The organism is Lysobacter capsici (genome assembly GCF_018732085.1).
GTDB classification, from domain to species: domain Bacteria; phylum Pseudomonadota; class Gammaproteobacteria; order Xanthomonadales; family Xanthomonadaceae; genus Lysobacter; species Lysobacter capsici_A.
Map to the genome: position 1 here is coordinate 935296 of NZ_CP076103.1, position 25348 is coordinate 960643.

A 25348-nucleotide genomic window follows, 5' to 3' on the forward strand; every position below is an offset into this window, starting at 1 on the left:
CGTTACGACGCATAGCCAGGCACCCGGACATCCAGGTAGTGCAGCAGATCGCCGGCTGCGTCATCCGCATGGCCCCGGACATAGGCGCTCTCGTCTTGCAGCGCGGCGGCCACCAGGGGAATGACGGTCGCCGCGTCGATGCGGCGGCAGGTGCGGGCGAGATGGCCGAATCCCAGGATGGCATTGCCCCGGACGTTGAAATGTGGATGCGATGCCAGCGAGATGCAGATCGCCTGAGCCCATGCGAAGTCCGGCGGGTCCATGCTGATCACGATGGGGACGTACAAAAGCTCCTCGGGTACGCCGCGCGCGATTACTGCCTCGACGTCGTATTCCGTCCATTCGTCTTGAAAGGGGCCCATGGCGATCACGTCGTTAATTCGGGCCAATAGGCCGTTTGGTCTCAGGCAGTTGCGAGCATTCTGCCATGGGCCGATTCCGGCGTTCGCCAATGTCGGCGTCAGGTGAATATCCGGCTTTTCTCACAATCCTGATGCGCGACGTATTTCAGCTCCAGCCAGCTCCGCCTCGATACCCTGAGCGCAACCTTGGCAAGAGGAGGTCGGTATGTCCGCAGACACCAAGACGCCGTTGGATCACGTCAATGCGACGTTGAGTCAGCTCAAGGAAATGCGCCACTACTCCAAGAACTACGTGGAGCAGTTAACCGCGCAGTGGCTGCTGTTCGATGGGGAACTGTCGAAGCTCAAGCAGGCCGAGCGAATCGAGGAATTGATGACGCGGCAGGGCGAGTTGTACGACGCGCTGGAGGCGGAGATCGCGGAGTTGGAGGAGGTGGCGGTTTCGTTGCAGCCGGTGGCTGAGGATGCAGCGAGGACGGTGCATTAGCCTGTTTGCTTGATGGCCCGGGTGGCCAAGCCGCTCCTGCTGCAATAAGAAAGACGACGGCCGGGAGAGCGAGGCTCTTCCGGCCGTTTTGATTTGGGCCGTGCGGGGGTGTGGGCTTGTCACTCAGATACCGTTGCGTCCCGCCGAGAGCGACGCGGCGCAAGCCGCCCTGGGCAGCCGTATTCAAGTAGTGAGTGGGATTTGAACGGATCGAATGGGCCGCTGCTCGCGGCGCTCCGCAGCTGGGCGGGAGCCTGTTCATCCGGGAGGGGCGAGCCGGGATCAAACACTTCGGTCCCTGCCCCTACCAACATCTTACTCCCCCGGGGGCTTGCGGCAAGTCCCGGGGCGTGGTGCTCAATCGCCGACCTGACTTGGCCGGTGGATCAGGAGGGTGCGATGAGCAGGTTGTCGTCGAAGGGTGGGGCACGCAGGTGGGTTGAGGGTGCGGCGGCGGTTTCGAAGCGGTCGCAGGCGGTCGATGCCGCGGTGTGCGAGGTTCGGGTTGCGAGCGCCGCGATGGCGATGGGAGCGTGGCGATGAACGTGCATGCGGTGGTGATCGTGGGCGGCGGCCCGACCGGGTTGATGCTGGCGGGCGAGTTGGCGTTGGCGGGGGTGGATGTCGCGGTGGTCGAGCGGCGCGCCACGCAGGAGCTGGCCGGTTCGCGCGCGGGCGGCTTGCATGCGCGCACGCTGGAGATGTTCGATCAGCGCGGGATCGTCGATCGGTTTCTCGCCGAGGGGCAGAAGGCGCAGGTCGCGGGGTTCGCCGGGGTCAAGCTGGACATCAGCGCGTTTCCAACCCGGCACAACTACGGGCTCGGGCTGTGGCAGAACCATATCGAGCGCATTCTCGCCGGCTGGGTCGGCGAGTTGCCGGTGACGTTCTATCGCGAACGCGAGGTGATGGGGTTCGCGCAGGACGACAGCGGGGTCGACATCGTGATGTCCGACGGCAAGTCCTTGCGTGCGCAGTACCTGATCGGTTGCGACGGCGGACGCAGCCGGGTGCGCAAGATCGCGGGTATCGATTTCCCGGGCTGGGACCCGACGATCAGCAGCCTGATCGCCGAAGTCGAGATGACCCAGACGCCGGAACTGGGCGTGCATCGCAGCGATCTGGGTGTGCATGCGTTCGGGCGGACCGAGTACGAAATCCGCGACGGCCAGGTGATCTACAAGGACGAGGGGCCGATCAAGGTGATGGTCACCGAGGCGAGCGTCGCGACGACCAACGATGAGCCGACCTTGGACGATCTCAGCCGGGCGTTGATCGCGGCGTGCGGCACGGATTACGGCGCGCACAGTCCGATCTGGATTTCGCGTTTCACCGATGTGAGCCGGCAGGCGGCGACGTATCGCAGCGGGCGCGTGCTGTTGGCCGGCGATGCCGCGCATGTGCATGCGCCCGATGGTGGGCACGGGTTGCAGACCGGCGTGCAGGACGCGATGAATCTGGGCTGGAAGCTGGCGCAGGTGGTCAAGGGCACCTCGCCGGACAGTCTGCTCGACAGCTATCACGCCGAGCGTCATCCGGTCGCGGCGCGGGTGCTGCGCACTACGATGGCATCGACGGCGCTGCGTCCGGCGGATGCGCGCACGACGGCGTTGCGCGACACGGTGGCCGAGTTGCTCGGCATGGAGGAGCCGTACAAGCGATTCGCCGCGATGATGACGGGGTTGGATATCCGCTACGACTTCGGCGAGGGGCATGCGTTGCTTGGGCGCCGGATGCCGGATCTCGATCTGGTGACTGCGCAGGGGCCGTTGCGGGTCTACCGTTTGCTGCATGGTGCGCGGCCGGTGCTGATCGATTTTGGCGGCGTGGGTGGTTTCGATCTGTCGGGTTGGGCCGATCGGGTTCAGGCGGTCGAGGCCGAGTACGCGGGGACGTGGGAGTTGCCTGCGCTTGGCGTGGTTGCTGCGCCGACGGCGGTGTTGGTTCGGCCGGACGGGTATGTGGCGTGGGTCGGCGAGGGAGGCCGGCAGGGGTTGGCGGAGGCGTTGACCGAGTGGTTCGGGCCGGCTGCGGTGGTGTAGCGGAGCGGCAAATCTGGCCGATGCGTCCCGGGCCTGCGGGCTCGGGCAAACGCGCAGGGCACGGTGCCGACTGTAGGAGCGGCGTGAGCCGCGACCGCGACAACGCGCTTGCGTCGTATCTGTGGTGCCGCGGTCGCGGCTTGCGCCGCTCCTACAGGGGGAAACGAGACGGCTGCGCATGGGCGGTAGCGATGGTAGGAGCGGCGTGAGCCGCGACCTCGGCATCGCGCTTGCGTCGTATTTGGGGTGTCGCGGTCGCGGCTTGTGACCGAAGGAAATCCAGTAGGACGCCGCTCCTACAGGGAGAAACGAAACGGCCGGGAAAGCGGGTGCTCTTCCGGCCGTTCCGTTTTACGTAGCGATGGGGCGCTTAAGACTTTGTGGTTTGCTGTTCGCGTTCGATCGCGCGCCAGCCGATGTCGTTGCGGTGGAACTCGCCGTCCCAGCTGATCTTGGCCAGCGCGGCGTAGGCTTCGCGCTGGGCCTGGGCGACGTCGTCGCCCAGCGCGCACACGCACAGCACGCGGCCGCCGGCGGTCAGCACGTCGCCGTTCGGGCCGAGCTGGGTGCCGGCCTGGAAGACTTTCGCGTGCGCAGGTTGCGCTGCGTCGAGGCCGTGGATGACGTCGCCGGCTTTCGGCGTGTCCGGGTAGTTCGCCGCGGCCATCACCACGCCGAGCGAGGGGCGCGGGTTCCATTGCGCTTGGGTGATGTCGAGCTTGCCGTCGAGCGCGGCTTCGACCAGGTCGAGCAGGTCCGAGTCCAGGCGCAGCATCACCGGCTGGGTTTCCGGGTCGCCGAAGCGCACGTTGAATTCGATGACTTTCGGCGCGCCGTGCGCGTCGATCATCAGGCCGGCGTAGAGGAAGCCGGTGAACGGCACGCCGTCGGCGATCATGCCGTCGACGGTCGGCATCACCACTTCGCGCATCACGCGTGCATGCACCTCGGAGGTCACCACCGGTGCGGGCGAGTAGGCGCCCATGCCGCCGGTGTTGGGGCCGGTGTCGCCGTCGAACACGCGCTTGTGATCCTGCGAGGTCGCCATCGGCAGCGCGTGCTTGCCGTCGACCATGGAGATGAAGCTGGCTTCTTCGCCGTCGAGGAATTCTTCGATCACCACGCGCGCGCCGGCCGCGCCGAAGGCGTTGCCCGAGAGCATGTCGGTGACCGCGGCTTCGGCTTCGTCCAACGTCATCGCCACGATCACGCCCTTGCCGGCGGCCAGGCCGTCGGCCTTGACCACGATCGGCGCGCCTTTCTCGCGAACGTAGGCGAGCGCGGCGTCGACCTGCGTATGCACGGCGTAGTACGCGGTCGGAATGCCGTGGCGGGCGAGGAAGTCCTTGGCGTAGGCCTTGCTGCCTTCGAGCTGGGCGGCGGCGGCGGTCGGTCCGAAGATGCGCAGGCCGGCGGCGCGGAAGCGATCGACCACGCCGGCCACGAGCGGGGCTTCGGGGCCCACGATGGTCAGCGCGACGTTTTCGTCGGCGACTAGTTTCAGCAGGCCGTCGATGTCGGTGGCGGCCACGGCGACGTTGCGGCAGCGTCCTTCGTGCGCGGTGCCGGCGTTGCCGGGCGCGACCAGCACTTCGTCGATGCGCGGCGACTGGGCGAGCTTCCAGGCCAGCGCGTGTTCGCGCCCGCCGGAACCGATGACGAGGACTTTCATGGATGCTCCTGGCCACGACGGGCCGCGATGGCGTGGAATACGCGGATTCGGGATTTTACGCGAGTGCGGGGTGGGGTTGAGCGTCGGGTGGTGATCCGTTGCCGGTGGGTGTCGGGTGTGGGTTGCGTGTCGGGCATCGGGGATGCGACGTGGGCGAGGTGGCGCGGTCGCGGCTTGCGCCGCTCCTGCAGGGCGCGGTTGTAGCCGCGAAGTCCGACTGTAGGAGCGGCGCGAGCCGCGACTGCGACACTTCGCGTGCGTCGCGATCACGATGTCGCAGCCGCAACTTGGATTATTGGATCGCCGACCCGGACACGATCACCCCATCCTTGCGCATCCGCTCGATCGCCAGATCCGCCAGGCTGTCCCACAACGGCGGCGGCAGCCGGTTCTTGCGCAGATGCCACAGCAAGGCGATCGATTGCGAACGGCCTTCGCGCCAGGTGAGCGTCGCGCGCCAGGACGGTTGCAGGGTCTTCGGGTCCAGCAGTTCGACCCGGTAGTGCTGCTCGCTGACGATGCGGCCGTCGTACTGCAGGTCCTGCAGCGCGACCCGCAGCACCGGCGCGTTGAATTCGCGCAGGCGGTGCAGGGTGTCGGTCTGGTACTGCGCCGCGGCGTTGCGATCGGCGGCGCGGGCGGTCTGGCCGAAGCGTTCTTCGTCGCTGCGCGCGGCGTAGTCGCGGGTGGTGTAGCCCAGTTGTCCGAAGCGCTTGGCCAGTGCGCGCGCGACCTGCACGGTGTAGTCGCGGCGCAGGCCGGCGCCGATCTCCAGCGAAACGTCCGGCTCGACCACCAGCACCGCGACCGACGCGCCGTCGATGCGGTAGTCGCCGAGCGTTTCGCTGTCGACCGCCTGCCGGCGCGTGTACTGCCACGCGCCCCAGATCGCCATCACCACAAGCAACACCGCGATCACCGTGAGCTTGCGCGCGATCGAACGGCCGAGGTTGCGGCCCAACGACGGCCGGCCGCTCAGGCCGGTCGCAACATCGAGCTCGGCCCTTGACCCCGAGGCACCTGACTTGGAAGTGCCGGGCTGGGAGGAGTCGGAATCAGAAGGATCGGACATAAGCGATCAAGCGCCGCCGCGACCGCCGAAGCGATCGCGGCCGCGCCCACCCTCGAGGTCAATGACGGAAATGACGCACGCCGGTGAACACCATCGCCAGGCCGTGTTCGTCGGCGGCGGCGATCACTTCGTTGTCGCGCATCGAGCCGCCGGGCTGGATCACCGCCTGGATGCCGGCCGCGGCCGCGGCGTCGATGCCGTCGCGGAACGGGAAGAACGCATCCGACGCCATCACCGAACCCGGCACGACCAGGCCGGCTTCCTCGGCCTTGAGCGCGGCGATCTTCGCGCTGACCACGCGGCTCATCTGGCCGGCGCCGATGCCGATGCTGCGGTGGTCGCGCGCATAGACGATGGCGTTGGACTTGACGAACTTGGCGATGCGCCAGGCGAACAGCAGGTCGCTGAGCTGGGCATCAGTCGGGGCGAGTTTGCTGACCACTTTCAACTCGTCGCGGCCGACTTCGCGCAGGTCCGCGCTCTGCACCAGCAGGCCCGAGCCGATACGCTTGATGTCCTGCAAGTTGCGGCCGTCGCCGTGCGCGATGCGCAGCACGCGCACGTTGGCCTTCTTCTTGGCGTAATCGATCGCCGCGTCGTCGTAGTCCGGCGCGATCAGCACCTCGACGAACTGGCGGTCGAGGATGACCTTGGCGGTGGCGGCGTCGAGCCGGGTGTTGAAGGCGATGATGCCGCCGAAGGCGGAGGTCGGGTCGGTCGCATACGCCAACTCGTAGGCGTCGCCGCAGGCCACGCCCTGCGCCACGCCGCAGGGGTTGGCGTGCTTGACGATCACGCAGGCGGGGGTTTCGAACTGGCGCACGCATTCCCAGGCCGCGTCGGCGTCGGCGAGGTTGTTGTAGCTCAGTTCCTTGCCCTGCAACTGGGTGAAGGTGGCCAGGGTGCCGGGCAGCGGGTTCACGTCGCGGTAGAACGCGCCGAGCTGGTGCGGGTTTTCGCCGTAGCGCAGGTCCATGACCTTGACGAAGCTGGCGTTGTGCTGGGCCGGGAAGGCCTGCGCACTGCCGTCCTCGGCGATCGCCGAGAGGTGGTTGCTGATCGCGGCGTCGTACTGGGCGACGCGGTTGAACGCGGCCACCGACAGGGCGAAGCGGGTCTTGCCGCTGAGCGCGCCGTCGTTGCCGTTCAATTCCTCGATCAGGCCGGCGTACTGGGCCGGATCGGTCGCGACCGCGACGCGGGCGAAGTTCTTCGCCGCCGAGCGCAGCATCGCCGGGCCGCCGATGTCGATGTTCTCGATGATGTCGTCGAAACGGCTGGCCGGGTTGGCGGCGACTTTCTCGAACGGGTAGAGGTTCAGCACCAGCAGGTCGATCGCGGCGATGCCGTGCTGGGCCATCACCGCGTCGTCGGTGCCGGCGCGGCCGAGCAGGCCGCCGTGGACGAGCGGATGCAGGGTCTTGACCCGGCCGTCCATCATTTCCGGAAAGCCGGTGACCTCGGACACGTCGCGCACGGCCAGGCCGGCGTCGCGCAGGGCCTTGGCGGTGCCGCCGGTGGACAGCAGTTCGACCCCGCGCGCGGCCAGGGCCTGGGCAAGTTCGAGGAGGCCGGTCTTGTCGGACACGGACAGCAGGGCGCGGCGGATGCGAACCGGCGCGCCGGTCGAGGTATCGGAGGTCATTCGGGGAAGGGGGCAGCGGAAGGGCGCGGGAATTATAGCGGGGGTGGGCCGCCGGGCCGGCCCGTTCAGGCCCGGATCGCGCGTCGTCGGCCACTGCGGCCCGCGCGATCGCGACGCAAGGCCGCCGCGGGGCCGCTGCCGGCACCGCCACGCTGATCCGGCGGGCCAGTATTTCGATACCGCGCGCATCCGCGGGCACGGGGACCGCGATCGTTGTCCGCAGCCGCTAAGCTGATCGACGATGCCCGCCAGGGCTTTGGGAACGCACAGGGAATGGCTTCGATCTACGCTTTGAAAGGACGCTTCCAGGGACTGCTGCGGCCGCTGGTGCGGCGCCTGTACGCGCTGGACGTCACCGCCAACCAGGTCACCACCGCCGCGGCGGTCGTCTCGCTCGGCGTGGCCGCGCTGGTGTACTGGGGCGCGCCGATGCGGCCGTGGCTGTTCGCGCTGCTGCCGCTGTGGATGTTCGCGCGCATGGCGATGAACGCGATCGACGGCATGCTGGCGCGCGAGTTCGGCCAGCAGTCGCGGCTGGGCGCCTACCTCAACGAACTGTGCGATGTGGTGTCCGACAGCGCCTTGTACCTGGCCTTGTTCGCGGTGGCCGGCCTGCATCCGGCGCCGTTGCTGGCGTTCGTGCTGCTGGCGGCGCTGACCGAATACGCCGGCGTGCTCGGGCCGATGATCGGCGCGCCGCGCCGCTACGACGGGCCGATGGGCAAGAGCGACCGCGCGTTCGTGGTCGGTCTGCTGGGGGTGTTGCTTGCATTGGGTTGGATCGGTGCGCGCGGCGCGGAACTGATCTTGATCGTGGCCGGCGTGCTGTGCGTGTTGACCGTGGTGCGCCGCGTGCGCGCCGGTTTGCGGCATGATGCCGCGCAGGATGCCGCAGTAACGCAACAGGGAGAAGGTTGATGAGGGAAGTACAGGAACGCCAGTTCGCCAGTTTCGACGGCACCTCGCTGTTCTATCGGTATTGGCCCGCGAGCGCGCCGGTCGCCGGCCAGCCGCGCCGCGCGATCGTGCTGCTGCATCGCGGCCACGAGCACTCCGGCCGGGTCCAGCATCTGGTCGCCGAGTTGGGCATGGAGGATGTCGACTTCTTCGCCTGGGACGCGCGCGGCAACGGCCGCTCGCCCGGCGAGCGCGGCGATGCGCCCGGTTTCGACGCGCTGGTGCGCGATCTGGACCGTTTCGTCGCTCATATCGGCGCCAGCCACGGCATATCGGTCGAAGACACCGCGCTGATCGCGCAAAGCGTCGGCGCGGTGGTCGCCGCGACCTGGGTCCACGACTACGCGCCGCGCCTGCGCGCGCTGGTGCTGGCCTCGCCGGCGTTCAAGGTCAAGCTGTACGTGCCGCTGGCGGTGCCGGGCCTGAAGCTGATGCAGAAGCTGCGCGGCAATTTCTTCGTCAACAGCTACGTCAAGCCGCAGTGGCTGACGCATGATCCGGAGCGCGTGGAGAGCTATCGCACCGATCCGCTGATCACCCGGCCTATTTCGGTGCGGGTGTTGCTGGGCTTGTACGAGGCTTCAGACCGTATTGTGGCTGACGCGCAGGCTATAACAGTTCCGACGCAACTCTTGGTCTCGGGTTCGGACTTCGTCGTGCATCGCGGCCCGCAGGACCGGTTTTACGAGCGCCTGGGATCGAGCATCAAGGAACGCCATCTGCTGCAAGGGTTCTATCACGACACCCTGGGCGAGAAGGGCCGGGCCGCCGCGATCAACCGCATCCGCGCGTTCGTGCAGGCGCGTTTCGCCGAACCGCTGCGCCGCGCCGATCTGCTCGACGCGCACCGGCACGGCCCGAGCTTCGAGGAATCGGAAAAACTCTCGTGGCCGCCGGAGCGCTGGTCGCTGGCCGACCTGCGCTGGCGCTTCACCCGCGCCGGGCTGCGCTTCGGCGGCAAGTTCTCCGAAGGCATCAAGCTCGGCCTGGACACCGGCTTCGACTCGGGCAGCAGCCTGGACTACGTCTACCGCGACGAGGCGCGCGGCAAGGGGCCGCTGGGGCGGATGATCGATCGCAACTACCTCGACGCGATCGGCTGGCGCGGCATCCGCGTGCGCCGCCTGCATATGCATGAACTGCTGCGCGAAGCGATGACGCGCCTGCGCGCGGCGTCGATGCCGGTGCATGCGGTCGATATCGCCGCCGGTCACGGTCGCTATGCGCTCGAAGCGCTGGCCGGCGGCAACGAGCACGCCGATTCGATCCGCCTGCGCGACTACAGCGAGCTCAACGTCGACAAGGGCCGCGCCTTGATCGACACCCTCGGCGCCGGCGCGCTCGCGCGCTTCGACCAGGGCGACGCGTTCGACCGCAACGCGCTGGCCGCGCTCGATCCACGGCCGACCCTGGCGGTGGTGTCGGGCCTGTACGAGCTGTTTCCCGACAACGCGCTGGTGCGGCGCTCGCTCGAAGGCCTGGCCGCGGCGGTGCCGCCGGGCGGTTTCATCGTCTACACCGGCCAGCCCTGGCATCCGCAACTGGAGTTCATCGCCCGCGCGCTGACCAGCCACCGCGGCGGCGAAGCCTGGGTGATGCGTCGGCGCAGCCAGCAGGAGATGGACGATCTGGTGCGCGCGGCGGGCTTCGTCAAGATCGATCAGCGCATCGACGCCTGGGGCATCTTCACCGTATCGCTGGCGCAGCGGGTCGACGCATGACCGCTGCGACCGCGCGGCGTCCGTGGGGGCGGGCGCTGCTGTGGCTGATCTTCCTCGGGCCGCTGTTCTTTCTGAGCTACGGCTACGCCAACTCGGTCGCGGCCGCGCGCGTCGACGTACCCAGCATCGTGTTCGACTGGGAACGGGCGATGCCGTTCTGGGCCTGGACGATCGTGCCGTACTGGTCGATCGACGTGTTCTACGGGATCTCGCTGTTCGTCTGCCGCGACCGGCGCGAACTCGATACCCAGGCGCTGCGACTGCTGAGCGCGCAGGTCGTCGCGATCTCGTGTTTCCTGTTGTTCCCGCTGCATTTCAGCTTCACCCGACCGGAGACGGGCGGCGTGTTCGGTTGGTTGTTCGACGTGCTGCTGGGCTTCGACAAGCCGTTCAACCAGGCGCCGTCGCTGCACATCGTGCTGCTGATCGTGCTGTGGGTGCGTTTCGCCCAGCACTTGAACGGCGTGTGGCGCTGGATGTTGCACCTGTGGTTCGCGCTGATCGGCCTATCGGTGCTGACCACCTATCAGCATCACTTCATCGACTTGCCCACCGGCGTGCTGGCCGGTTGGCTGTGCGTGTGGCTGTGGCCGGAACGCGCCGCCGCGCCGTGGCGGCACGCGGCGCTCGCGCGCGATCCGCAGCGCTGGAAGCTCGCGCTGATCTATCTGGCCGGCGCTGGCGCGTGCGCGTATGCCGCGATCGCGTTCGGCGGGATCGGCCTGTGGTTGCTGTGGCCGGCGCTGTCGTTGCTGCTGGTGGCGCTGAACTACGCCGTGCTCGGCGCGGGCGGCTTCCAGAAACGCGACGAAGGCCGGCTGAGCACGGCGGCGTGCTGGCTGTATGCGCCGTATCTGCTGGGCGCGTGGCTCAATTCGCGCTGGTGGACGCGCAACGCGCCGCAGCCGGTGTGGGTGATCGACGAAGTCTGGCTGGGCCGGGTGCCCGGCCGCGGCGAACGCGACGGCTATGCGCGGGTGGTCGATGTCAGCGCGGAGTTGCCGTTGCGGTCGTGGCGATCGGGCGACGTGGTCCGGCCGATGCTGGACTTGGTCGCGCCGAGCGCCGAGCAGTTGCGCGCGGCCGCCATCGATATCGAATCGATGCGGGGGCACGGCGAGATTCTGGTCTGCTGCGCCCTGGGCTATTCGCGCAGCGCGGCCGTGGTCGCGGCCTGGCTGCTGCACAGCGGCCGCGCGGTCACGGTGGACGAGGCGATCGCGATCCTGCGCAAGGCGCGGCCGGCGATCGTGCTGCGCGACCGGCATCGGCGCGCGCTGGGCTTGATGACGCGTGAAGCGGCGACGGCGCGCACGCAGGTTCCGGATGGACACGCCGCATGAGCGATACGCAAACGCCACCGCCGAACGGCAACCCCGATGCGACGACGGCCTTCGACCTGCGCGCGATGGCCTCGCTGCTGGCGCAGGGCCGGCATCTGCGCAGCGCTTCGCTGATCGTGCTGGCGGCCACCTTGCTGGGTCTGGTGTGGCCCGATGCGGGCGCGGATGCCATGCCGGCGTGGTTGCTGCTGAGCCTGTGCGCCGGGCTGGCGCAGTTGTATTACGCGCTGCGGGTGGATTTCGACGCGAAGCTCCTGGCCGCGCTGGCCGACCACGGCGATGGCGCCAACGCCGGCATGCACGCCGCGCAACGTCTGGACGCGAGCCTGATCGCGCTGGGCCTGTTGCCGCGCGACCGCGCCGGTCGCGACTGGCCGGCGCGCTGGCGCGGCGCGCGTGGGTTGCTGCGCAATCAGGCGTTGTGCCTGCTGGCCCAATTGGCGATGCTGGTCGCGGCCTATGGGCGGGTGTGGCTATGAGCGAAACGGGGATGGACGAGAACGTGTGGACCGCGCCGCGGCGCGCGCTGTGGCAGCGCCTGCACCAATACGATTTCGGCGGCGAACACCACGAGGCCTTTCTGACCCGCGTCGCCCACACCTGCCAGACCACCCGCGAGGGCGCGCAGGCGGCGCTGGAGGAATACCGGCGCTTCTGTTTTCTCGCGATCGCCGCCGGCCATGCGGTCACGCCGAGCGAACTGATCGATCAGGTCTGGCACGCGCACATGACCGACACCCGCGACTACTGGCAGCGCTTCTGTCCGCAGGTGCTCGAACAATCGCTGCACCATGCGCCCTCGCTCGGCGGCGCGCAGGAGCAGGAGCGGCATCAACAGCAGTACCGCGAGACCTGGATCAGCTACGAGCGTTTCTTCGGCGATCCACCGGCGGCGCAATGGCCGTATCCGACGCTGTCGCGCGCGGCGCAGGCCGCGACCGCGCAGCCGTCTTCGGGCCGGCGCACGCCGTTGCGATTCGTCACGCCGTGGACCTCGCCGCCGCGCGGCGCCGGTCGCTGGGTGTGGATCTGGAGCGTCGCCTGCGCCGCGGCCTATGCCTGGGGCGTGTCGGTGTCGACGGACTTCGACCCGCTGCAATGGCGCGGCTCTCAGTTTCTCGCGTTCTACATCGCCGCGATCGGCTGCGTGTTCACGCTCGGCGGCGCATTGGAGCGGCGCGTGCGCGGCGCCAACCGGCGCGGCAGCGTCAAGGGCGAGGACCCGGTCGAACTGGGCTTCCTCGCCGACGGCGCCGAACGCGCCGCGGACGTGGCGATCGTCGAACTGCTCGACCGCGATGCCCTGCGCCTGGATTTCGCCGGTCACGCCCGCGACGCGGCGCGCAGCGGCGCCTGGCTGCGCGCGAACCCGGACGGCGGCAAACCGCCTCTTTCCGAATCGCTGCGCGAAGCCATGTGGATCGTGCAGCGCCGGCAGAATCTCGACGACGCCCTCGGCGCGCTCAAGCAGCACTACGCCGGATTGGGCGAGCACCTGCAGCGCAAGGGATGGTGGATGAGTTCGGGACGGGCCTTGTGCGCGCGTCTGATGGGTACGCTGCCGATCGTCGCCTTGATCGGATTCGGCCTGGGCAAGATTTTCATCGGCCTGGAGCGCGGCAAGCCGGTGGGCTTCCTGGTGGTGCTCACCGCGTTCGCGGGTGTGCTGGCGCTGGTCCGCTGGGCCTACGCCAAGCGGCGTTCGCGCGCCGGCGACTGGGCGCTGCACGATGCCGACCGCGCCATGGCCAAGCGCCGCGAATCCAGCGACGCCGAGGCCGGCGCGCGGGTCGCGTTGATGGGCACGGCGGGCCTGATCGACAGCGCGCTGGTCGATTACCACACCCTGCGCACGCCGGTGTCCAGCAGCAGCGACGGCAGCGGCGGCAGCAGCAGTTGCGGCAGCAGTGGCAACAGCGGCGGTAGCAGCGACAGCGGCGGCAGCAGTTGCGGGTCCAGCGGCTGCGGCGGTTGCGGCGGCGGTGGCGATTGAACGGAGCGACAGCATGAGCGACCCCCACGATCCCCGGCCGTCCGACGAGCGCGCGCCGGCGCCGTCCGCATCGGGCGAACCGCCGCGACCGGACTGGCGCATACGCCTGGCCGCGCGGCTGCGTTCGCGCGGCGCCACGCCCAACGGCATCTCTTTGTTCGCGATCGGTCTGGCCGCATTGGCCGGGCTGTCGTTCTTCTTCGCCCTGCGCGACCCGCCGCTGGCCGGCGTGGTGCTGCTGTTGTTCGCGGCGGTTTGCCTGCAAGGGCGGATGCTGTGCAATCGGCTCGACGGTCTGCTCGCGCGTCGCGGCGGCATGGTCGGCAAGGCCGGCGAGGTCTACAGCGATGCGCCCGACCGGCTCGCCGATGCGTTGATTTTCCTCGGCGTCGGTTACGGCCTAGCGCCGTGGCTGAGTTGGGCCAGCGACCTGGGCTGGGCGGCGTCGCTGCTGTCGGTCGGTACCGCTTACGTGCGCGTGCTCGGCCTGGCCTGCGGCTTGCGCGAGCACGCGCAGGGGCCGATGTCGCGGCGCATGCGCATGATCGCGATGAGTCTGGCCGCGCTGTTGTCGGCGATCGGGCTGGCCTTGGGATGGACGCAGTGGGTCGAAGCCTTGCTCGCCGCCGCCCTGGCCGCGGTCGCGCTCGGCGCGGCCTGGACCATCGCCTTGCGCCTGCGTTCGATCGTGCGCGAATTGGAGGCCAGATGATTTCGAACCTGCTCGCCAGCAGCTTCAGTGGCGCGATCCGCGCGCTGACCGGTGCGCGCGCGCTGTGGCGCTGCTCGCCGTCGTCGGACCACCGCGTGTACTACGGCAACCATGTCAGCCACGGCGATTTCGTGATGATCTGGTCGGCCCTGCCGCCGGCGTTGCGGCGCGAGGTGCGGCCGGTGGCCGGCGCCGATTACTGGCAGCGCGATGCCTTGCGTCGCTATCTGATCCGCGAAGTGTTCAACGGCGTGTTGATCGAGCGCGACCCGGCCCAGCGCAAGCGCGACGCGATCGACACCTTGTGCGAGGCGGTCGACGGCGGCAGTTCGCTGATCCTGTTTCCCGAAGGCACGCGCAACCAGGGCGAGGAGCCGCTGCTGCCGTTCAAGAGCGGGCTGTATCACCTCGCGCACCGGCGGCCCGAGCTCGAATTCGTGCCGGTGTGGATCGACAACCTCGCCCGGGTCATGCCCAAGGGCAAGGTCCTGCCGCTGCCGCTGCTGTGCACCGCGACCTTCGGCGAGACCTTGCGTCTGCACGCCGACGAAGACAAACAGGCGTTTCTCGATCGCGCGCGCAACGCCTTGCTGGCCTTGTCCGAGCACGGCTCGGGCCATGCCGCGGGCAGCGCTGCGACCGGCGACGCGAACACCCGCCACGGAGCGGCGGAATGAACGATCTGATCGGTTTCGTGCGCGAATGGCCGCACTCGGTGTTGTTGTTCGCCGGCGTCGCCGGGGTGTTGCTGATCGCGACCGCGATCGCCGAGTGGCTGCGCTGGAAGACCCGCGATGCGCCCAGCCAGGTGGTCGCCAACCTGGTCGCGCGCATTCGCGCATGGTGGGTGATGGCGATCGTGGTCGGGCTCGCGTTCGCGATCGGCCGGGTCGGCATGATCGTGCTGTTCGCGATCGTCTCGCTGTTCGCGCTGCGCGAGTTCATCACACTTACCCCGACCCGGCGCAGCGATTACTACGCCTTGCTCGCGGCGTTCTACGTGGCGCTGCCGTTGCAGTACTGGCTGGTCTATATCGACTGGTACGGGCTGTACACGTTGCTGATCCCGGTCTACGCGTTCCTGCTGCTGCCGATCCTGTCGACCATCGGCGGCGACACCACGCGTTATCTGGAGCGCACCGCCAAGGTGCAGTGGGGGCTGATGATCTGCGTGTTCAGCATTTCCCACGTGCCGGCGCTGATCAATCTGCATATTCCCGGTTACGAGGGACGCAATCTGCTGTTGATCGCGTTCCTGGTGATCGTGGTGCAATCCTCGGACGTGTTGCAGTACGTCTGGGGCAAGCTGTGCGGCAAACGCTTGATCGCGCCGAAGCTGTCGCCGTCGAAAACCGTCGAAGGCTTCGTCGGCGGCGTCGCGTCGGCGACCGCGCTGGGCGCGGCGTTGTGGTGGATCACGCCGTTCACGCCGTTGCAGGCGGCGGCGCTGGCGCTGGTCATCAACCTGATGGGCTTCTATGGCGGCCTGGTGATGTCGGCGATCAAGCGCGATCGCGGGATCAAGGATTGGGGCCACATGATCGAAGGCCACGGCGGCGTGCTGGACCGTCTGGACTCGGTATGTTTCGCCGCCCCGGTCTTCTTCCATTTGATTCGGTATTGGTGGGTGTAGCCGACGCGCTTGCGAGCCATTGGCTCGCGCGTCGGCTACACGACCGGCCAAGGATGGCCGGGCCGGGCAATCCGAAGCCCGCGCCAGTTGCGCCATGGATGGCAACGCGTTTCAGAAAGAAGCGCCGTACGCGCGCACCACGCACGCGCGCAGGTTCGGTTACACGACCGGCCAAGGATGGCCGGGCCGGGCAATCCGAAGCCCGCGCCAGTTGCGCTATGGATGGCAGCGCGTTTTTGGAAGAAGCGCCGTACGCGCGCACCACGCATGCGCCAGTCCGGCAGCACGACCGGCCAATCCAAAGCCCGCGCTCGTCGCGCCATAGATGGCAACGCGATCATCGCAAACCCGACGTACGCTAGCCGCCCGCCCGAGCAAGAAACGCGGTCCCTTGATCCGGCGCCACAACCAACAAGCAGCAACCCCGCAGAGCCCCCAATGACCTCACCCTCGCTGCAAATGGACGACGCCGTCTACGAACGCTTGAACCGGCTATGCGAGGCGGGCAACAAAGCGGTCGGCGAAGGGCGCTTCGACGCCGCGGTGACCTGCTTCAACGACGCCTGGGAATGGGTGCCCGAACCGAAGAAGGATTGGGAAGCGTCGACCTGGATCCTCACCGCGATCGGCGATTGCTACTTCCGTCTGCGCGATCTCAAGTCCGCGCGTCCGGTGCTGGAATACGCGCTGCGCTGCCCGGGCGGGCCGGGCAATCCCTTCATCCATCTGCGTCTGGGGCAGGTATTGCTGGACGCCGGCGAGCCCGATGCGGCTGCCGACGAACTGATGCGCGCGTACATGGGCGGCGGCGCGGAACGGTTCGCCGAAGACGATCCCAAGTATCTGGCGTTTCTGGCGACTCGCGCACAGCTGTAACTGCCGGCGGGGAACGCGGACGGCGCCGCTTGTTCCAACCGGCGCTCGCAACTTCTTGTGCAGGGCCGCGTGACGAATGCGCGCCATCTCCGCGGAGCGGCTGTAGTTGCGATCGCAATGCTGGCGCACTTCGGCATTACTTCAGCGATCGGCGGGATTTCCAGTTCGCGCAGCGCATTCGAAAATCGACAGCCAAGCCAAGCCAAGCCAAGCCAAGCCAAGCCGAGCCAAGCCGAGCCAAGCCGAGCCAAGCCAAGCCGAGCCGAGCGACGCAGCTATCGCCTCAACTCCAATCGAACGTCAACAACGCCAGTTGTTCGACCGGCTCGTAGAACAGCACGATCAAGTCCGCGCCGGTATGCCGGTAGTGCCAACCCGGCACCGAGGCCACGTGTTCGAAACGACGGCCGCTCGGGCTCAGCGGCCACACCACGTCCTCGCCGTGCTCGCCCGCGCCGACGCCGTGTTCGAGCGGGAATTCCACCGTCTCTTCCCAGTTGTAGCCCGATTCGGCGACGCCGCCGAGCTGGGTGAGCAACTCCTGCGGCGTCGCGTCTTTGGACGGGCCGTTGCCGAAGCGGTTGAGCCGCACCAGCCGGCCGTGCTCGCGGTAGTGGTCGCGCGATGCCTGGTAGGCGCGGTTTTCGATTTCGTAATGCCGTTCCAGCTCGGCGCGTTCCGCGTGCAGCTCCGCGGGTGTCTGTTCGAGGCTGCGTTCGAGCAGGAAATAGCGCGGATCGCCGAGCAGGCGGTAACGGCCGTCTTCGACCGCGAAACCGATCCAGTTGCTGCGCAGCAGCGGCGCGTGGAATTCGTCTTCGGTGTACTGACCGACCAGGCCGTCGCAGGGCTCCAGCGGGCTGAGCAGGTGCAGCCAGCCCGACCATTGCGGCCGCACCGCGGCCAGGTCGATCGATACCAGCGGATGCAGGTGCCGGGCCAGGGTTTCCTGGCCGGGCGCGAACACGTCCTCGGCGTCCGGGAACGGGCGCAGGACCGCGCCGGGCTGGGTGAGATCGTGCATCGGCATGCATTCCATGCAATGAAGTCGCGGCGATGATCGCATGCCGCCGATGGCCTCGGTCGCGGTGTGCCGTCGCCGAGAAAACAAGACGGGTTCGGCAAAGCGAACGGCGCGACGCGGCGTGTGGTCCGGCGCAAACGGTGCGGACTTCGGCGCGGGCGGCGAAGTCGGCCGGGCGCTTATTCCAGCCCGTACTCGCGTAGCTTCTTGCGCAGGGTGGCGCGATGAATGCCCAGCATCGCCGCGGCGCGGCTCTGGTTGCCGTCGCAATGCTGCAGCACTTCGGCGAACAGCGGGATTTCCAGTTCGCGCAGCGCGATTTCGTACAGGTTTTCGGTGCCGCTGCCGTTGAGGTCGCCCAGGTAACGACGGATCGAAGTCGCGACGTGATCGCGCAGCGGCACCCGGGGTCCGGTGCGGGCGGCTTCGTTGCGGTCGTTGAGTGCGTTCAAGTGCTTCCCCGTAGCAGGTTTCCGTCGGCCGGGATGTGCCAGTTGCGCACTGCGCGCAGTGACGACGGGACCGGGAGTCTAGCGCGCCGGGGTCGCGGCAGACAACGCGACGGCGTTAATTTCAACGGAAATCGAAGGTGAACGCGACCACGTGCGGGGCCGGTTCGAGCACGTCGAACTGCACCGCGGCGCTCTGCCCCGGCGCGATCCGTTCGTCCGCCCGAAACCCCTTGCGGTAATCCCTTGGAGAGAACGCGCGCTGGCCGACCCGGCGGCCATCGACGTCCTCCAGACTCAGCACCAGGGTCGGCCACGGTTGCGCCCAGCGCGCGTCGTTGCGGAAGCTGGCATTGACGCGCAATACGCCGGCGCGGTCTGCGACCGGCAGCACGTTGCGGTTGAGCATGGTCAACGCGGTCGGTTCGTGCCACGGCGGAATCTCGCAGGCGAGCACGCCGCACAGCTGCGCGAGCAGCGGCCGCCAGCGCGCGTCGGCGGCGAGTTCGTCGCGTTGCGCGAGCAGCAATTGCAGGACCAGCGCGATCGCCAGTACGCCGATCAGCAGCGGACCGCTCCAATGCCGCCGCGGTGTCGCCGCGCTGGCGCGCGCGTGCTGGCGGGCGAAGCTCGGCGCGCGCCGGGCCGTGGTCACCGCGGTTTCGGATTTGCCGGCGCGCTTGGCGGTGCGTTTGCGTTCGATCGGCACGGCGGCGCTGAGCGGGGTCAGCGCGGCGTCGGCCGGTGGCGATGCGGTAGCCGGCGTTGCCGGTGGCGTGGACGGAATATCGTCCGCGGCGATGTCGCTGCTCGGTGCGGCGTCGGTGCTCGCATCGGCAACGGAATCGGTAATGGAATCGGCAGTTTGATTACCGACCTCGGCCGCCGCCGGAACATCGATCGCGCGCGTCGATGCCGAAGGCGCAGCGGGAATCTCAACAGGACTCTTGTGCGGTTTCTTGCGCAACACGCTGGCGATGTCGTCGATGTCGGCAGCGACGTTCGCCGTCGTCGCCGCGACCGGCGTGCTCTGCGGCGCGACCGCATGCGCGTCTTCGTTCGGCGCTTGCGCCGCGCTCGCCGCATCGTCGTCGCCGTTCGCCACGTCCTGCGATTGCAGCGCGCCGGCGCAGCGCGGACAGGTCCGGGTCGGACCGTCCTGGGCCACGACCAGCGCAACCAGATAACCGCAGTGAGGGCAGGCGACGAACATTGGCCTTATTCCATCATGCCGTCGCGCTCAGCGCCGACGTATGCCTGTGACGCGCATCCAGTCTTCGAGACGGTCGGCGCGCAATTGTTCGAAGTCGGCCGCGTAACGCGCGAGCACCTCGTCTTCCTGGCCGGCGAGGATGCCCGACAAGGCGATGCGTCCGCCCGGTGCGACCCGTGCGGCCAGGGTGTCGGCGAGCGCGATCAAGGCCGAGGCGAGGATGTTGGCGACCACCACCGGGTACTGCGCGAGCGGTTCGTCGGGCGGCAGATGCACCTCGATGCGTTCGGCCACGCCGTTGCGCTGCGCGTTGTCGTCGGTGGCGAGCAGGGCCTGCGGGTCGTTGTCGACGCCGACCGCGTGCGCGGCGCCGAGCTTGAGCGCGGCCAGGGCGAGGATGCCCGAGCCGCAGCCGAAATCGAGCACGCGGCGGCCGGCGAGTTCGCCCTCGTCGGCCAGGCCGTCGAGCCAGCCCAGGCACAGCGCGGTGGTCGGATGGGTGCCCGAGCCGAACGCCAGGCCCGGGTCCAGCCGCACCACCGCGGCGTCGGCCGCGTCGGCGCCGTCGGGCAGGTCGTGATTCCACGGCACGATCCAGGTACGGCGGCCGAACTGCAGCGGCACGTACTGGTCCATCCACGCGCGTTCCCAGTCCTGGTCCTCGACCTGGCGGAAACGCACCTGGGTCCATTCCAGGCCCGGATCGAACGACTCCAGCGCGGCCAGCAGCACCAGCGCGTCGGCGTCGTGCGGGAACAGCGCGCTGAGCACCATCGACTGCCATAGCGGGATTTCGCCGACGCCCGGTTCGAGGATGGCGTGCTCGTTGCTGGTGTCGGCATCGGCGTCGAGCATGGTCACCGCGAGCGCGCCGACGTCGTCCAGCGCGGCTTCGTAGCGCGGTTGTTCGGCTTCGCTGCAGCGCAGGGTCAGTTCGAGAAAGGGCATCGTGCGGGCGGCGAATGAAAGCGGCGGCCATTATTGACCCGTTTCGCGGCGATCAGATAGCGTGCGCGCACATTCAAGGAGCAATGCGCCATGGAATCCACGCCGATCCGCCGTTCGTTCCTCGTCGCCGCTCGCGGCGTGCCGTCTTTGCGGCCGCTGGCCTGGGCCGTGGCTGCGCTGATCGCGCTGGGCGCATCGGCCTGCAACCGCGAAGGTACGGCGACCTCGGCGGCGCCCGCCGCGCCGGCGGGCGCGACGCCGGCAGCCACCACGCCGGCCGCCAAGGGCCTGACGGTCAAGGGCGAGGTCGACGGCCTGCGCCTGCGCCTGATCGACGCGCTGCCGCCGCTGCCCAAGGCCGCGGCCGACAGCGGCGAAGCCTCCGGCGACTGCGCGCAGGCGACGGTCTCGGCCGAGGCGCGCGCGGCCGAGGCGGCCGGCTGGACGGTGTTCGCCGAACGCGACTGGGCCGGTTACCGCGCCGTCGGCGTGGCCCGCGCCGGCACTCACCTGGCCGGCATGGGCTGCGTGTTTCCGGACGGACAGGTGCTGCTGTTCCGCGACGGCCGGCCGGTCGTGCAGGTGGTCGACACCCAGGCGGGCCAGGAGGCGTCCGACAGCGGCCTGCAGTCGCTGGAGGACGGCGTTCCCGGTCCCTCGGCCGAATCGAGCCAGCTGGCCCGGCGCGACGATGCCGATGCCGAATTGCGGGTCGGCGACTGGAACGGCCGCCAGCTTGCGCGAATCGTGGTCGGTGCCGACGGCGGTCTGGAACTGACCGCTTTGCCGGCCATGGACAGCTTCTGCGGCCAGCGCGCGAAACTGCCGCGGCTCGAAGCGCTGGCGCTGCCGCTCGCGCGCGAGCGCCTGCTCGCGCAGGGCTGGCAGGCGCGCCCGTCCGACCCCGCCGCCGACGAGGGCGAGGACGGCATGCGCGACGCCTTACGCGGGCTCGGCTTCCCCGAGGTCGAAGGCTGCGCCGGCACCGGCATGGGCTACTGCAACTACCACTATCGCAACGCCGCCGGCGACGCGCTGCAGTTGACCACCGCGGGCGAGTACGTCCCGGCCGGCGTCGACCAGGCCGAAGCCAACTGGCCCAACGTGGCCGGCTATTCGGTGCTGTGCGCCGCCCCGGCGGCCGGCTGAGCCCCGTTCAGGCGACAAACCGGCTCGCTTCGGCACCAGCCCGGTCCCTCGGCGGTCGCACATTCCAAAGGGTGACACTCATCACTTATTGAGTGTCGATGGGCATCTGCGCGGCGCTTGACTTATTATCGACGCCTTAACGATGCGCCGCCGGCGCCGGACGGGTCCCTGCGACCGGTCCGACGGGGCGGGCATCGCGTCCGCGCCGCGGACGATCGGCACCGCGCCGGTCGCTCGCATCGCGGTCACGCCAACCCGGGTCGCGAGTCACGCACTTGATGTCCGATACCTACACGTCCGGCTACAAGCAAGCCCCGCGCGGACCGCGCGCGGCCTGGCGTGTGGGCGGGCGTTCGCTGGTCGCGATCGTCGGCCTGGCCTTGCTGGCCGGCGCGTTCGTCTACGCCAGCCGGCGCGGCCCCGACGATGCCGCCGGCGCCGAGCCCGCGGCTGACGCGCACGCCTACGCTTCGCCGGCGGCGTCGTCGGCGCGCGCCAGCGATGTCGGCCGCGACGACTCGATTCCGGTCGCCGGCCCGCGCCGCGCGCCGCAGGGCATCGCGCAATCGCCGTTGCGTCAGCAGTTCGAGCAGGCGCGCGATCTGTATTCGTTCGCGCAATCGCTGCGTTCGCGCGCCGATGCCGGCGAGCCCGAAGCGATCTGGCTGCTGACCCGGGTCTACGATTACTGCGCCAATTACGCCAACGCGCCGGTCGACTACGGCAACGACACCCGCGCGATCGAGGCGATGAAACTGCGCACCTCCGCGGCGATGGTCGCCGCGCGCAGCCGGGTGAGTTCGCGCTGCGCGCGCTTCGTGCCCGAGGACGAGCTGAATTTCTCGATGATCCTGGTCAAGCGCGTGGAGGCGGCCAAGAGTGGCAGCCTGCCCGCCGAAGCCTCGCTGCTCGCGGCCGGCAAACCGCTGGAGAAGACCGAGGAATACCGCAACGACCTGGTCGAACGGGTCGTGCGTTCGAAAGACCCGGAAGCGTTTTCGGCGCTGTCGCCGGGCATGGGGATCGCGGCCAACGGCCGCAGTTCGGGCTACACCCGCGCGGCCGGCACTCAGTTCGCCGAACTGGCGTGGCAACTGGCCGCGTGCAAGCTCGGCCAGGATTGCAGCGCGAAGGGGTCGTTGATGACCTCCTATTGCGCCAACGGCGGCATTTGTTCGCAGGACCCCGAGCAGGATTTCGCCGGGTTCGTATACGACGCGGCGATCCCGCGTCAGGGGGCACAAGTGGTTGAAGAAATGGTCGATTCGCTGACTGGCGAAAAGAGGATGGTGCAATGAAACGCGAGCACTTCATGAAAACGGCCAAGATCGGCTTCTGGGCGCTGTTGTTGAGCGCTTACTCGGTCGGCGCGGCCGGGGTGATGATCGACGTGTTCGGCGAGGAGTACCGCGACCTGTCGCAGGTGGCGGTGACCTCGGTGGACTCCAAGGCCGAACAGCGCTCGTTGAGCGCGGCGCAGATCGCGGCGGTCTATCGAGCGCGCAGCGGCGCGCCGTTCTCGACCTTGCCGCCGGGCAGCACCTTCAAGGTGATGTGGCCGGACGGTTCCAGCGAGTACGTGATGGTCGTCAGCGCCTCGTCCACCGGCGGCATCCAGCCGATTCCGGGCACCCAGGTGCCGGCGCCGGGCAAGGCCAAGGGCAAGACGGCCACCGCCGCGCACCGCAACGTGCCGGGTGCGGCCGAGCTGACCGAAGCCGACGTGCTGGAGATGGCGGCGTGGGTCGAGCCCACGTTGCGCTGAGGCGGGGCGTGCGGCCGTCGTGCGTGCGCCGATCGGCGCGGCGCGAGGGGGCTGCGCGCGCGCAGTGCGCGTAGGGGCGGCGTCACGCTGAGGGCCGCGGCGCAGCCGAGTGAATGAAACCTTCAAAACCCGCGTCGTCGATGCGGGTTTTTTTGTGCTCGGCAATGGCTGTGGTTCATTACGAAGCGCTTTGGCGGGGCGATTACGGCTGCTGCGTGCGATGGCCCTTCTTCCCGGATTTTTTGGGGGGCATGCCACGGCACCCGGACGATCGCCGGCCGGTGACGTTTCGCAGTCGCGGCTCACGCCGCTCCTGCATGAAGCGGCATTCGGCGATCTTGAAATGACGAAGGCCCGCATCGTCGATGCGGGCCTTCGTGTTTTCGCGGCGCGATTCGGACGATGGGATCGTCGGTGGAAACTCTCAGGCGATCGAGATCGTCGGCATGAAGTCTCAGACGATCGAGATCGTCTTCTCCTTCTGCTCCTTGAGCCGCTTTTCGAGGTAGTGGATGTTCATGCCGCCCTGCTGGAAGCCGGCATCGGACAAGATGCGCTGCTGCAGCGGGATGTTGGTCTTGATGCCGTCGACGACCATTTCGCTCAGGGCCACGCGCATGCGCGCGATCGCGGTGTCGCGGTCGGGGCCGTGCACGATCAGCTTGCCGATCATCGAGTCGTAGTTCGGCGGCACGCGATAGCCTTCGTAGATATGGCTGTCGACGCGCACGCCCGGGCCGCCCGGGGCGTGGAAGTGCTGGATCAGGCCCGGGCAGGGCATGAAGGTTTCCGGGTCTTCGGCGTTGATGCGGCACTCGATCGCGTGGCCGTCGAGCACGATGTCGCTTTGCTTGATCGACAGCTTGCGGCCGGCGGCGATCATCAGCTGCTCGCGCACCAGGTCGATGCCGGTGACCAACTCGGTGACCGGATGTTCGACCTGGATGCGGGTATTCATTTCGATGAAATAGAACCGCCCGTTCTCGTACAGGAACTCGAACGTGCCCGCGCCGCGATAGCCGATGCGGATGCAGGCTTCCACGCAGACCTTGCCGATTTCCGCGCGCTGCTCGACGGTGATGCCCGGCGCCGGCGCTTCCTCGACGACCTTCTGGTGGCGGCGCTGCATCGAGCAGTCGCGTTCGCCCAGATGGATCGCGTTGCCCTGGCCGTCGGCGAGCACCTGGATCTCCACGTGGCGCGGGTTCTCCAGGAATTTCTCCATGTACACCATGTCGTTGCCGAACGCGGCCTTGGCTTCGGACTTGGTGGTCTGGATCGCGGCGTTGAGGTGCGCTTCGGTGTGGACCACGCGCATGCCGCGGCCGCCGCCGCCGCCGGCGGCCTTGACGATGATCGGGTAGCCGATCTCGCGCGCGATCTTGATGTTGGCGGCGTTGTCGTCGCCGAGCGGACCGCCGCTGCCGGGCACGCAAGGCACGCCGGCTTCCTTCATCGCGCGGATCGCCTCGACCTTGTCGCCCATCAGGCGGATGGTCTCGGCGCGCGGGCCGATGAAGATGAAGCCCGATTGCTCCACGCGCTCGGCGAAGTCGGCGTTCTCGCTGAGAAAGCCGTAGCCCGGATGGATCGCCTGGGCGTCGGTGACTTCGGCCGCGGCGATGATCGAGGCCATGTTGAGGTAGCTGTCCGACGACGGCGCCGGCCCGATGCAGACCGATTCGTCGGCCATGGCCACGTGCTTGAGGTTGCGGTCGACGGTGGAATGCACCGCGACCGTGCGGATGCCGAGCGCGTGGCACGCGCGCAGGATGCGCAGCGCGATTTCGCCGCGGTTGGCGATTACGACTTTATCGAGCATGAGGTGGCCGGTCGGGAATGGGGAATTGGGAATCGGGAGTCGGCACAGCGGGCGTGCGGGCTCTCGATGATTCGTCTCGTTTCTCGAGTGCGTTCATCAGGCCCGTCAGCTTTGCGAAGACTCGATCAATGAGGTCGTTGAGTGGCGAAGACGCTTCGGTGAAGCCCAGGCGCACGGCGATTTGTTGCTGGGTGTCCAGTTCCGCCAGCGAGCCGCGCGCGATCGAGAGAAAGCGCAGGTACTCCCGGGTCGAACGCCGCGCCGCGCCTTCGGCGATATTCGACGGCACGCTCGCGGCGGCCTTACGCATCTGGGCCGTCAGTCCGAACCGCTCGGCTTCGGGAAACGAGACGGAGAATCGATAAATCGCCACGACGAGATCCATGGCATCGCGCCAGACCTCCAGGCCCTCGTGGGGCCGCTTTGACGATTCCCGATTCCCCATTCCCGATTCCCGTCGTGA

24 protein-coding genes are annotated in these 25348 nt (G+C 68.4%); 14 read left to right on the plus strand and 10 right to left on the minus strand.

The features are described from left to right. Positions 1-2: 2 nt before the first annotated feature. Positions 3-389: a hypothetical protein gene (locus KME82_RS03805; protein WP_215497343.1), complete on the minus strand. Its 387-nt coding sequence runs from the start codon at positions 387-389 to the stop codon at positions 3-5. Positions 390-567: 178 nt separating this feature from the next. Between KME82_RS03805 and KME82_RS03810 the strand changes: the two genes are divergently transcribed. Then, positions 568-849 carry a hypothetical protein gene (locus KME82_RS03810; RefSeq protein WP_215497344.1) on the plus strand — a complete coding sequence of 94 codons (282 nt, stop codon included), beginning with the start codon at positions 568-570 and terminating at the stop codon, positions 847-849. 539 nt (positions 850-1388) lie between these two features. Next, positions 1389-2891, plus strand: a complete 1503-nt coding sequence (locus KME82_RS03815; RefSeq protein ID WP_215497345.1) for an FAD-dependent monooxygenase — start codon at positions 1389-1391, stop codon at positions 2889-2891. A 370-nt stretch (positions 2892-3261) separates the two neighbouring features. Here the strand turns inward: KME82_RS03815 and purD are convergent, their stop codons facing one another. The 3 genes from purD to purH form a co-directional block, all read right to left on the minus strand. Beyond that, a complete protein-coding gene (gene purD / locus KME82_RS03820) occupies positions 3262-4563 on the minus strand; it encodes a phosphoribosylamine--glycine ligase (protein WP_215497346.1) in 1302 nt (433 codons plus the stop codon). A gap of 292 nt (positions 4564-4855) precedes the next feature. After that, a complete protein-coding gene (locus tag KME82_RS03825; RefSeq protein WP_215497347.1) occupies positions 4856-5635 on the minus strand; it encodes a hypothetical protein in 780 nt (259 codons plus the stop codon). Positions 5636-5693: 58 nt separating this feature from the next. Next, on the minus strand, positions 5694-7280 hold the full coding sequence (purH, locus tag KME82_RS03830; protein WP_215497348.1) for a bifunctional phosphoribosylaminoimidazolecarboxamide formyltransferase/IMP cyclohydrolase: 1587 nt from the start codon (positions 7278-7280) through the stop codon (positions 5694-5696). Between the two features lie 273 nt (positions 7281-7553). On the opposite strand from purH, the gene KME82_RS03835 reads away from it, so the two are divergent. The 9 genes from KME82_RS03835 (at position 7554) to KME82_RS03875 (ending at position 16515) form a co-directional block, all read left to right on the plus strand. Then, positions 7554-8198, plus strand: coding sequence for a CDP-alcohol phosphatidyltransferase family protein (locus tag KME82_RS03835; protein WP_215497349.1), 645 nt, complete (start codon positions 7554-7556; stop codon positions 8196-8198). Beyond that, the gene (locus KME82_RS03840; RefSeq protein WP_215497350.1) at positions 8198-9958 is read left to right on the plus strand and encodes a bifunctional alpha/beta hydrolase/class I SAM-dependent methyltransferase; all 1761 of its coding nucleotides are present in this window, start codon (positions 8198-8200) and stop codon (positions 9956-9958) included. Before KME82_RS03835 ends, KME82_RS03840 begins: the two co-directional genes overlap by 1 nt. Continuing rightward, positions 9955-11301, plus strand: a complete 1347-nt coding sequence (locus KME82_RS03845; RefSeq protein ID WP_215497351.1) for a phosphatase PAP2/dual specificity phosphatase family protein — start codon at positions 9955-9957, stop codon at positions 11299-11301. The genes KME82_RS03840 and KME82_RS03845 overlap by 4 nt, the downstream gene beginning before the upstream one ends. Further along, a complete protein-coding gene (locus KME82_RS03850; protein WP_215497352.1) occupies positions 11298-11780 on the plus strand; it encodes a hypothetical protein in 483 nt (160 codons plus the stop codon). Before KME82_RS03845 ends, KME82_RS03850 begins: the two co-directional genes overlap by 4 nt. Before the next feature lie 11 nt (positions 11781-11791). Further along, entirely contained in the window at positions 11792-13294 is a 1503-nt protein-coding gene (locus KME82_RS03855; protein ID WP_215497353.1) for a TIGR04222 domain-containing membrane protein, read from the plus strand. 13 nt (positions 13295-13307) lie between these two features. After that, positions 13308-14006, plus strand: coding sequence for a CDP-alcohol phosphatidyltransferase family protein (locus tag KME82_RS03860; protein ID WP_215497354.1), 699 nt, complete (start codon positions 13308-13310; stop codon positions 14004-14006). After that, entirely contained in the window at positions 14003-14683 is a 681-nt protein-coding gene (locus KME82_RS03865; RefSeq protein WP_215497355.1) for a lysophospholipid acyltransferase family protein, read from the plus strand. Before KME82_RS03860 ends, KME82_RS03865 begins: the two co-directional genes overlap by 4 nt. Continuing rightward, positions 14680-15639, plus strand: a complete 960-nt coding sequence (locus KME82_RS03870) for a phosphatidate cytidylyltransferase (protein ID WP_215497356.1) — start codon at positions 14680-14682, stop codon at positions 15637-15639. The genes KME82_RS03865 and KME82_RS03870 overlap by 4 nt, the downstream gene beginning before the upstream one ends. A gap of 438 nt (positions 15640-16077) precedes the next feature. Continuing rightward, entirely contained in the window at positions 16078-16515 is a 438-nt protein-coding gene (locus tag KME82_RS03875) for a tetratricopeptide repeat protein (RefSeq protein WP_215497357.1), read from the plus strand. 283 nt (positions 16516-16798) lie between these two features. On the opposite strand, the gene KME82_RS03880 is transcribed toward KME82_RS03875, so the two are convergent. The 4 genes from KME82_RS03880 to prmA all read right to left on the minus strand — a co-directional run bounded on the left by KME82_RS03880 (position 16799) and on the right by prmA (position 20149). Continuing rightward, positions 16799-17539 (minus strand): hypothetical protein, encoded by a 741-nt coding sequence (locus KME82_RS03880; RefSeq protein WP_215497358.1) that lies wholly within the window; start codon positions 17537-17539, stop codon positions 16799-16801. Between the two features lie 179 nt (positions 17540-17718). Continuing rightward, entirely contained in the window at positions 17719-17991 is a 273-nt protein-coding gene (fis, locus tag KME82_RS03885; RefSeq protein WP_036111375.1) for a DNA-binding transcriptional regulator Fis, read from the minus strand. A gap of 121 nt (positions 17992-18112) precedes the next feature. Next, positions 18113-19201, minus strand: a complete 1089-nt coding sequence (locus tag KME82_RS03890; protein ID WP_215497359.1) for a DUF3426 domain-containing protein — start codon at positions 19199-19201, stop codon at positions 18113-18115. A 27-nt stretch (positions 19202-19228) separates the two neighbouring features. Then, complete coding sequence (gene prmA, locus KME82_RS03895) at positions 19229-20149, minus strand: 50S ribosomal protein L11 methyltransferase (protein WP_215497360.1); 921 nt, start codon at positions 20147-20149, stop codon at positions 19229-19231. 90 nt (positions 20150-20239) lie between these two features. Between prmA and KME82_RS03900 the strand changes: the two genes are divergently transcribed. From KME82_RS03900 to KME82_RS03910, 3 genes are all read left to right on the plus strand, one after another. Further along, on the plus strand, positions 20240-21298 hold the full coding sequence (locus tag KME82_RS03900) for a hypothetical protein (RefSeq protein ID WP_215497361.1): 1059 nt from the start codon (positions 20240-20242) through the stop codon (positions 21296-21298). 278 nt (positions 21299-21576) lie between these two features. Further along, complete coding sequence (locus KME82_RS03905) at positions 21577-22596, plus strand: hypothetical protein (protein ID WP_252255618.1); 1020 nt, start codon at positions 21577-21579, stop codon at positions 22594-22596. Beyond that, a complete protein-coding gene (locus KME82_RS03910; protein ID WP_345777965.1) occupies positions 22593-23063 on the plus strand; it encodes a hypothetical protein in 471 nt (156 codons plus the stop codon). The genes KME82_RS03905 and KME82_RS03910 overlap by 4 nt, the downstream gene beginning before the upstream one ends. A gap of 454 nt (positions 23064-23517) precedes the next feature. Here the strand turns inward: KME82_RS03910 and accC are convergent, their stop codons facing one another. Together accC and KME82_RS03920 are read right to left on the minus strand one after the other, a co-directional pair. Next, complete coding sequence (accC, locus tag KME82_RS03915) at positions 23518-24885, minus strand: acetyl-CoA carboxylase biotin carboxylase subunit (RefSeq protein ID WP_036111370.1); 1368 nt, start codon at positions 24883-24885, stop codon at positions 23518-23520. Then, complete coding sequence (locus KME82_RS03920) at positions 24875-25330, minus strand: four helix bundle protein (RefSeq protein WP_215497362.1); 456 nt, start codon at positions 25328-25330, stop codon at positions 24875-24877. Before KME82_RS03920 ends, accC begins: the two co-directional genes overlap by 11 nt. Between the last annotated feature and the right edge of the window lie 18 nt (positions 25331-25348).

Bases quoted from the DNA above. Each gene is read 5' to 3' on its own strand.
- purD (WP_215497346.1), bottom strand. From the start codon at position 4,563: ATGAAAGTCCTCGTCATCGGTTCCGGCGGGCGCGAACACGCGCTGGCC.
- KME82_RS03880 (WP_215497358.1), bottom strand. From the start codon at position 17,539: ATGCACGATCTCACCCAGCCCGGCGCGGTCCTGCGCCCGTTCCCGGAC.
- KME82_RS03860 (WP_215497354.1), top strand. From the start codon at position 13,308: ATGAGCGACCCCCACGATCCCCGGCCGTCCGACGAGCGCGCGCCGGCG.
- KME82_RS03905 (WP_252255618.1), top strand. From the start codon at position 21,577: ATGTCCGATACCTACACGTCCGGCTACAAGCAAGCCCCGCGCGGACCG.
- KME82_RS03870 (WP_215497356.1), top strand. From the start codon at position 14,680: ATGAACGATCTGATCGGTTTCGTGCGCGAATGGCCGCACTCGGTGTTG.
- KME82_RS03900 (WP_215497361.1), top strand. From the start codon at position 20,240: ATGGAATCCACGCCGATCCGCCGTTCGTTCCTCGTCGCCGCTCGCGGC.
- KME82_RS03815 (WP_215497345.1), top strand. From the start codon at position 1,389: ATGAACGTGCATGCGGTGGTGATCGTGGGCGGCGGCCCGACCGGGTTG.
- KME82_RS03810 (WP_215497344.1), top strand. From the start codon at position 568: ATGTCCGCAGACACCAAGACGCCGTTGGATCACGTCAATGCGACGTTG.
- KME82_RS03910 (WP_345777965.1), top strand. From the start codon at position 22,593: ATGAAACGCGAGCACTTCATGAAAACGGCCAAGATCGGCTTCTGGGCG.
- KME82_RS03875 (WP_215497357.1), top strand. From the start codon at position 16,078: ATGACCTCACCCTCGCTGCAAATGGACGACGCCGTCTACGAACGCTTG.
- KME82_RS03850 (WP_215497352.1), top strand. From the start codon at position 11,298: ATGAGCGATACGCAAACGCCACCGCCGAACGGCAACCCCGATGCGACG.
- KME82_RS03825 (WP_215497347.1), bottom strand. From the start codon at position 5,635: ATGTCCGATCCTTCTGATTCCGACTCCTCCCAGCCCGGCACTTCCAAG.
- KME82_RS03920 (WP_215497362.1), bottom strand. From the start codon at position 25,330: ATGGGGAATCGGGAATCGTCAAAGCGGCCCCACGAGGGCCTGGAGGTC.
- KME82_RS03835 (WP_215497349.1), top strand. From the start codon at position 7,554: ATGGCTTCGATCTACGCTTTGAAAGGACGCTTCCAGGGACTGCTGCGG.
- KME82_RS03890 (WP_215497359.1), bottom strand. From the start codon at position 19,201: ATGTTCGTCGCCTGCCCTCACTGCGGTTATCTGGTTGCGCTGGTCGTG.
- KME82_RS03840 (WP_215497350.1), top strand. From the start codon at position 8,198: ATGAGGGAAGTACAGGAACGCCAGTTCGCCAGTTTCGACGGCACCTCG.
- purH (WP_215497348.1), bottom strand. From the start codon at position 7,280: ATGACCTCCGATACCTCGACCGGCGCGCCGGTTCGCATCCGCCGCGCC.
- KME82_RS03865 (WP_215497355.1), top strand. From the start codon at position 14,003: ATGATTTCGAACCTGCTCGCCAGCAGCTTCAGTGGCGCGATCCGCGCG.
- KME82_RS03855 (WP_215497353.1), top strand. From the start codon at position 11,792: ATGGACGAGAACGTGTGGACCGCGCCGCGGCGCGCGCTGTGGCAGCGC.
- prmA (WP_215497360.1), bottom strand. From the start codon at position 20,149: ATGCCCTTTCTCGAACTGACCCTGCGCTGCAGCGAAGCCGAACAACCG.
- accC (WP_036111370.1), bottom strand. From the start codon at position 24,885: ATGCTCGATAAAGTCGTAATCGCCAACCGCGGCGAAATCGCGCTGCGC.
- KME82_RS03845 (WP_215497351.1), top strand. From the start codon at position 9,955: ATGACCGCTGCGACCGCGCGGCGTCCGTGGGGGCGGGCGCTGCTGTGG.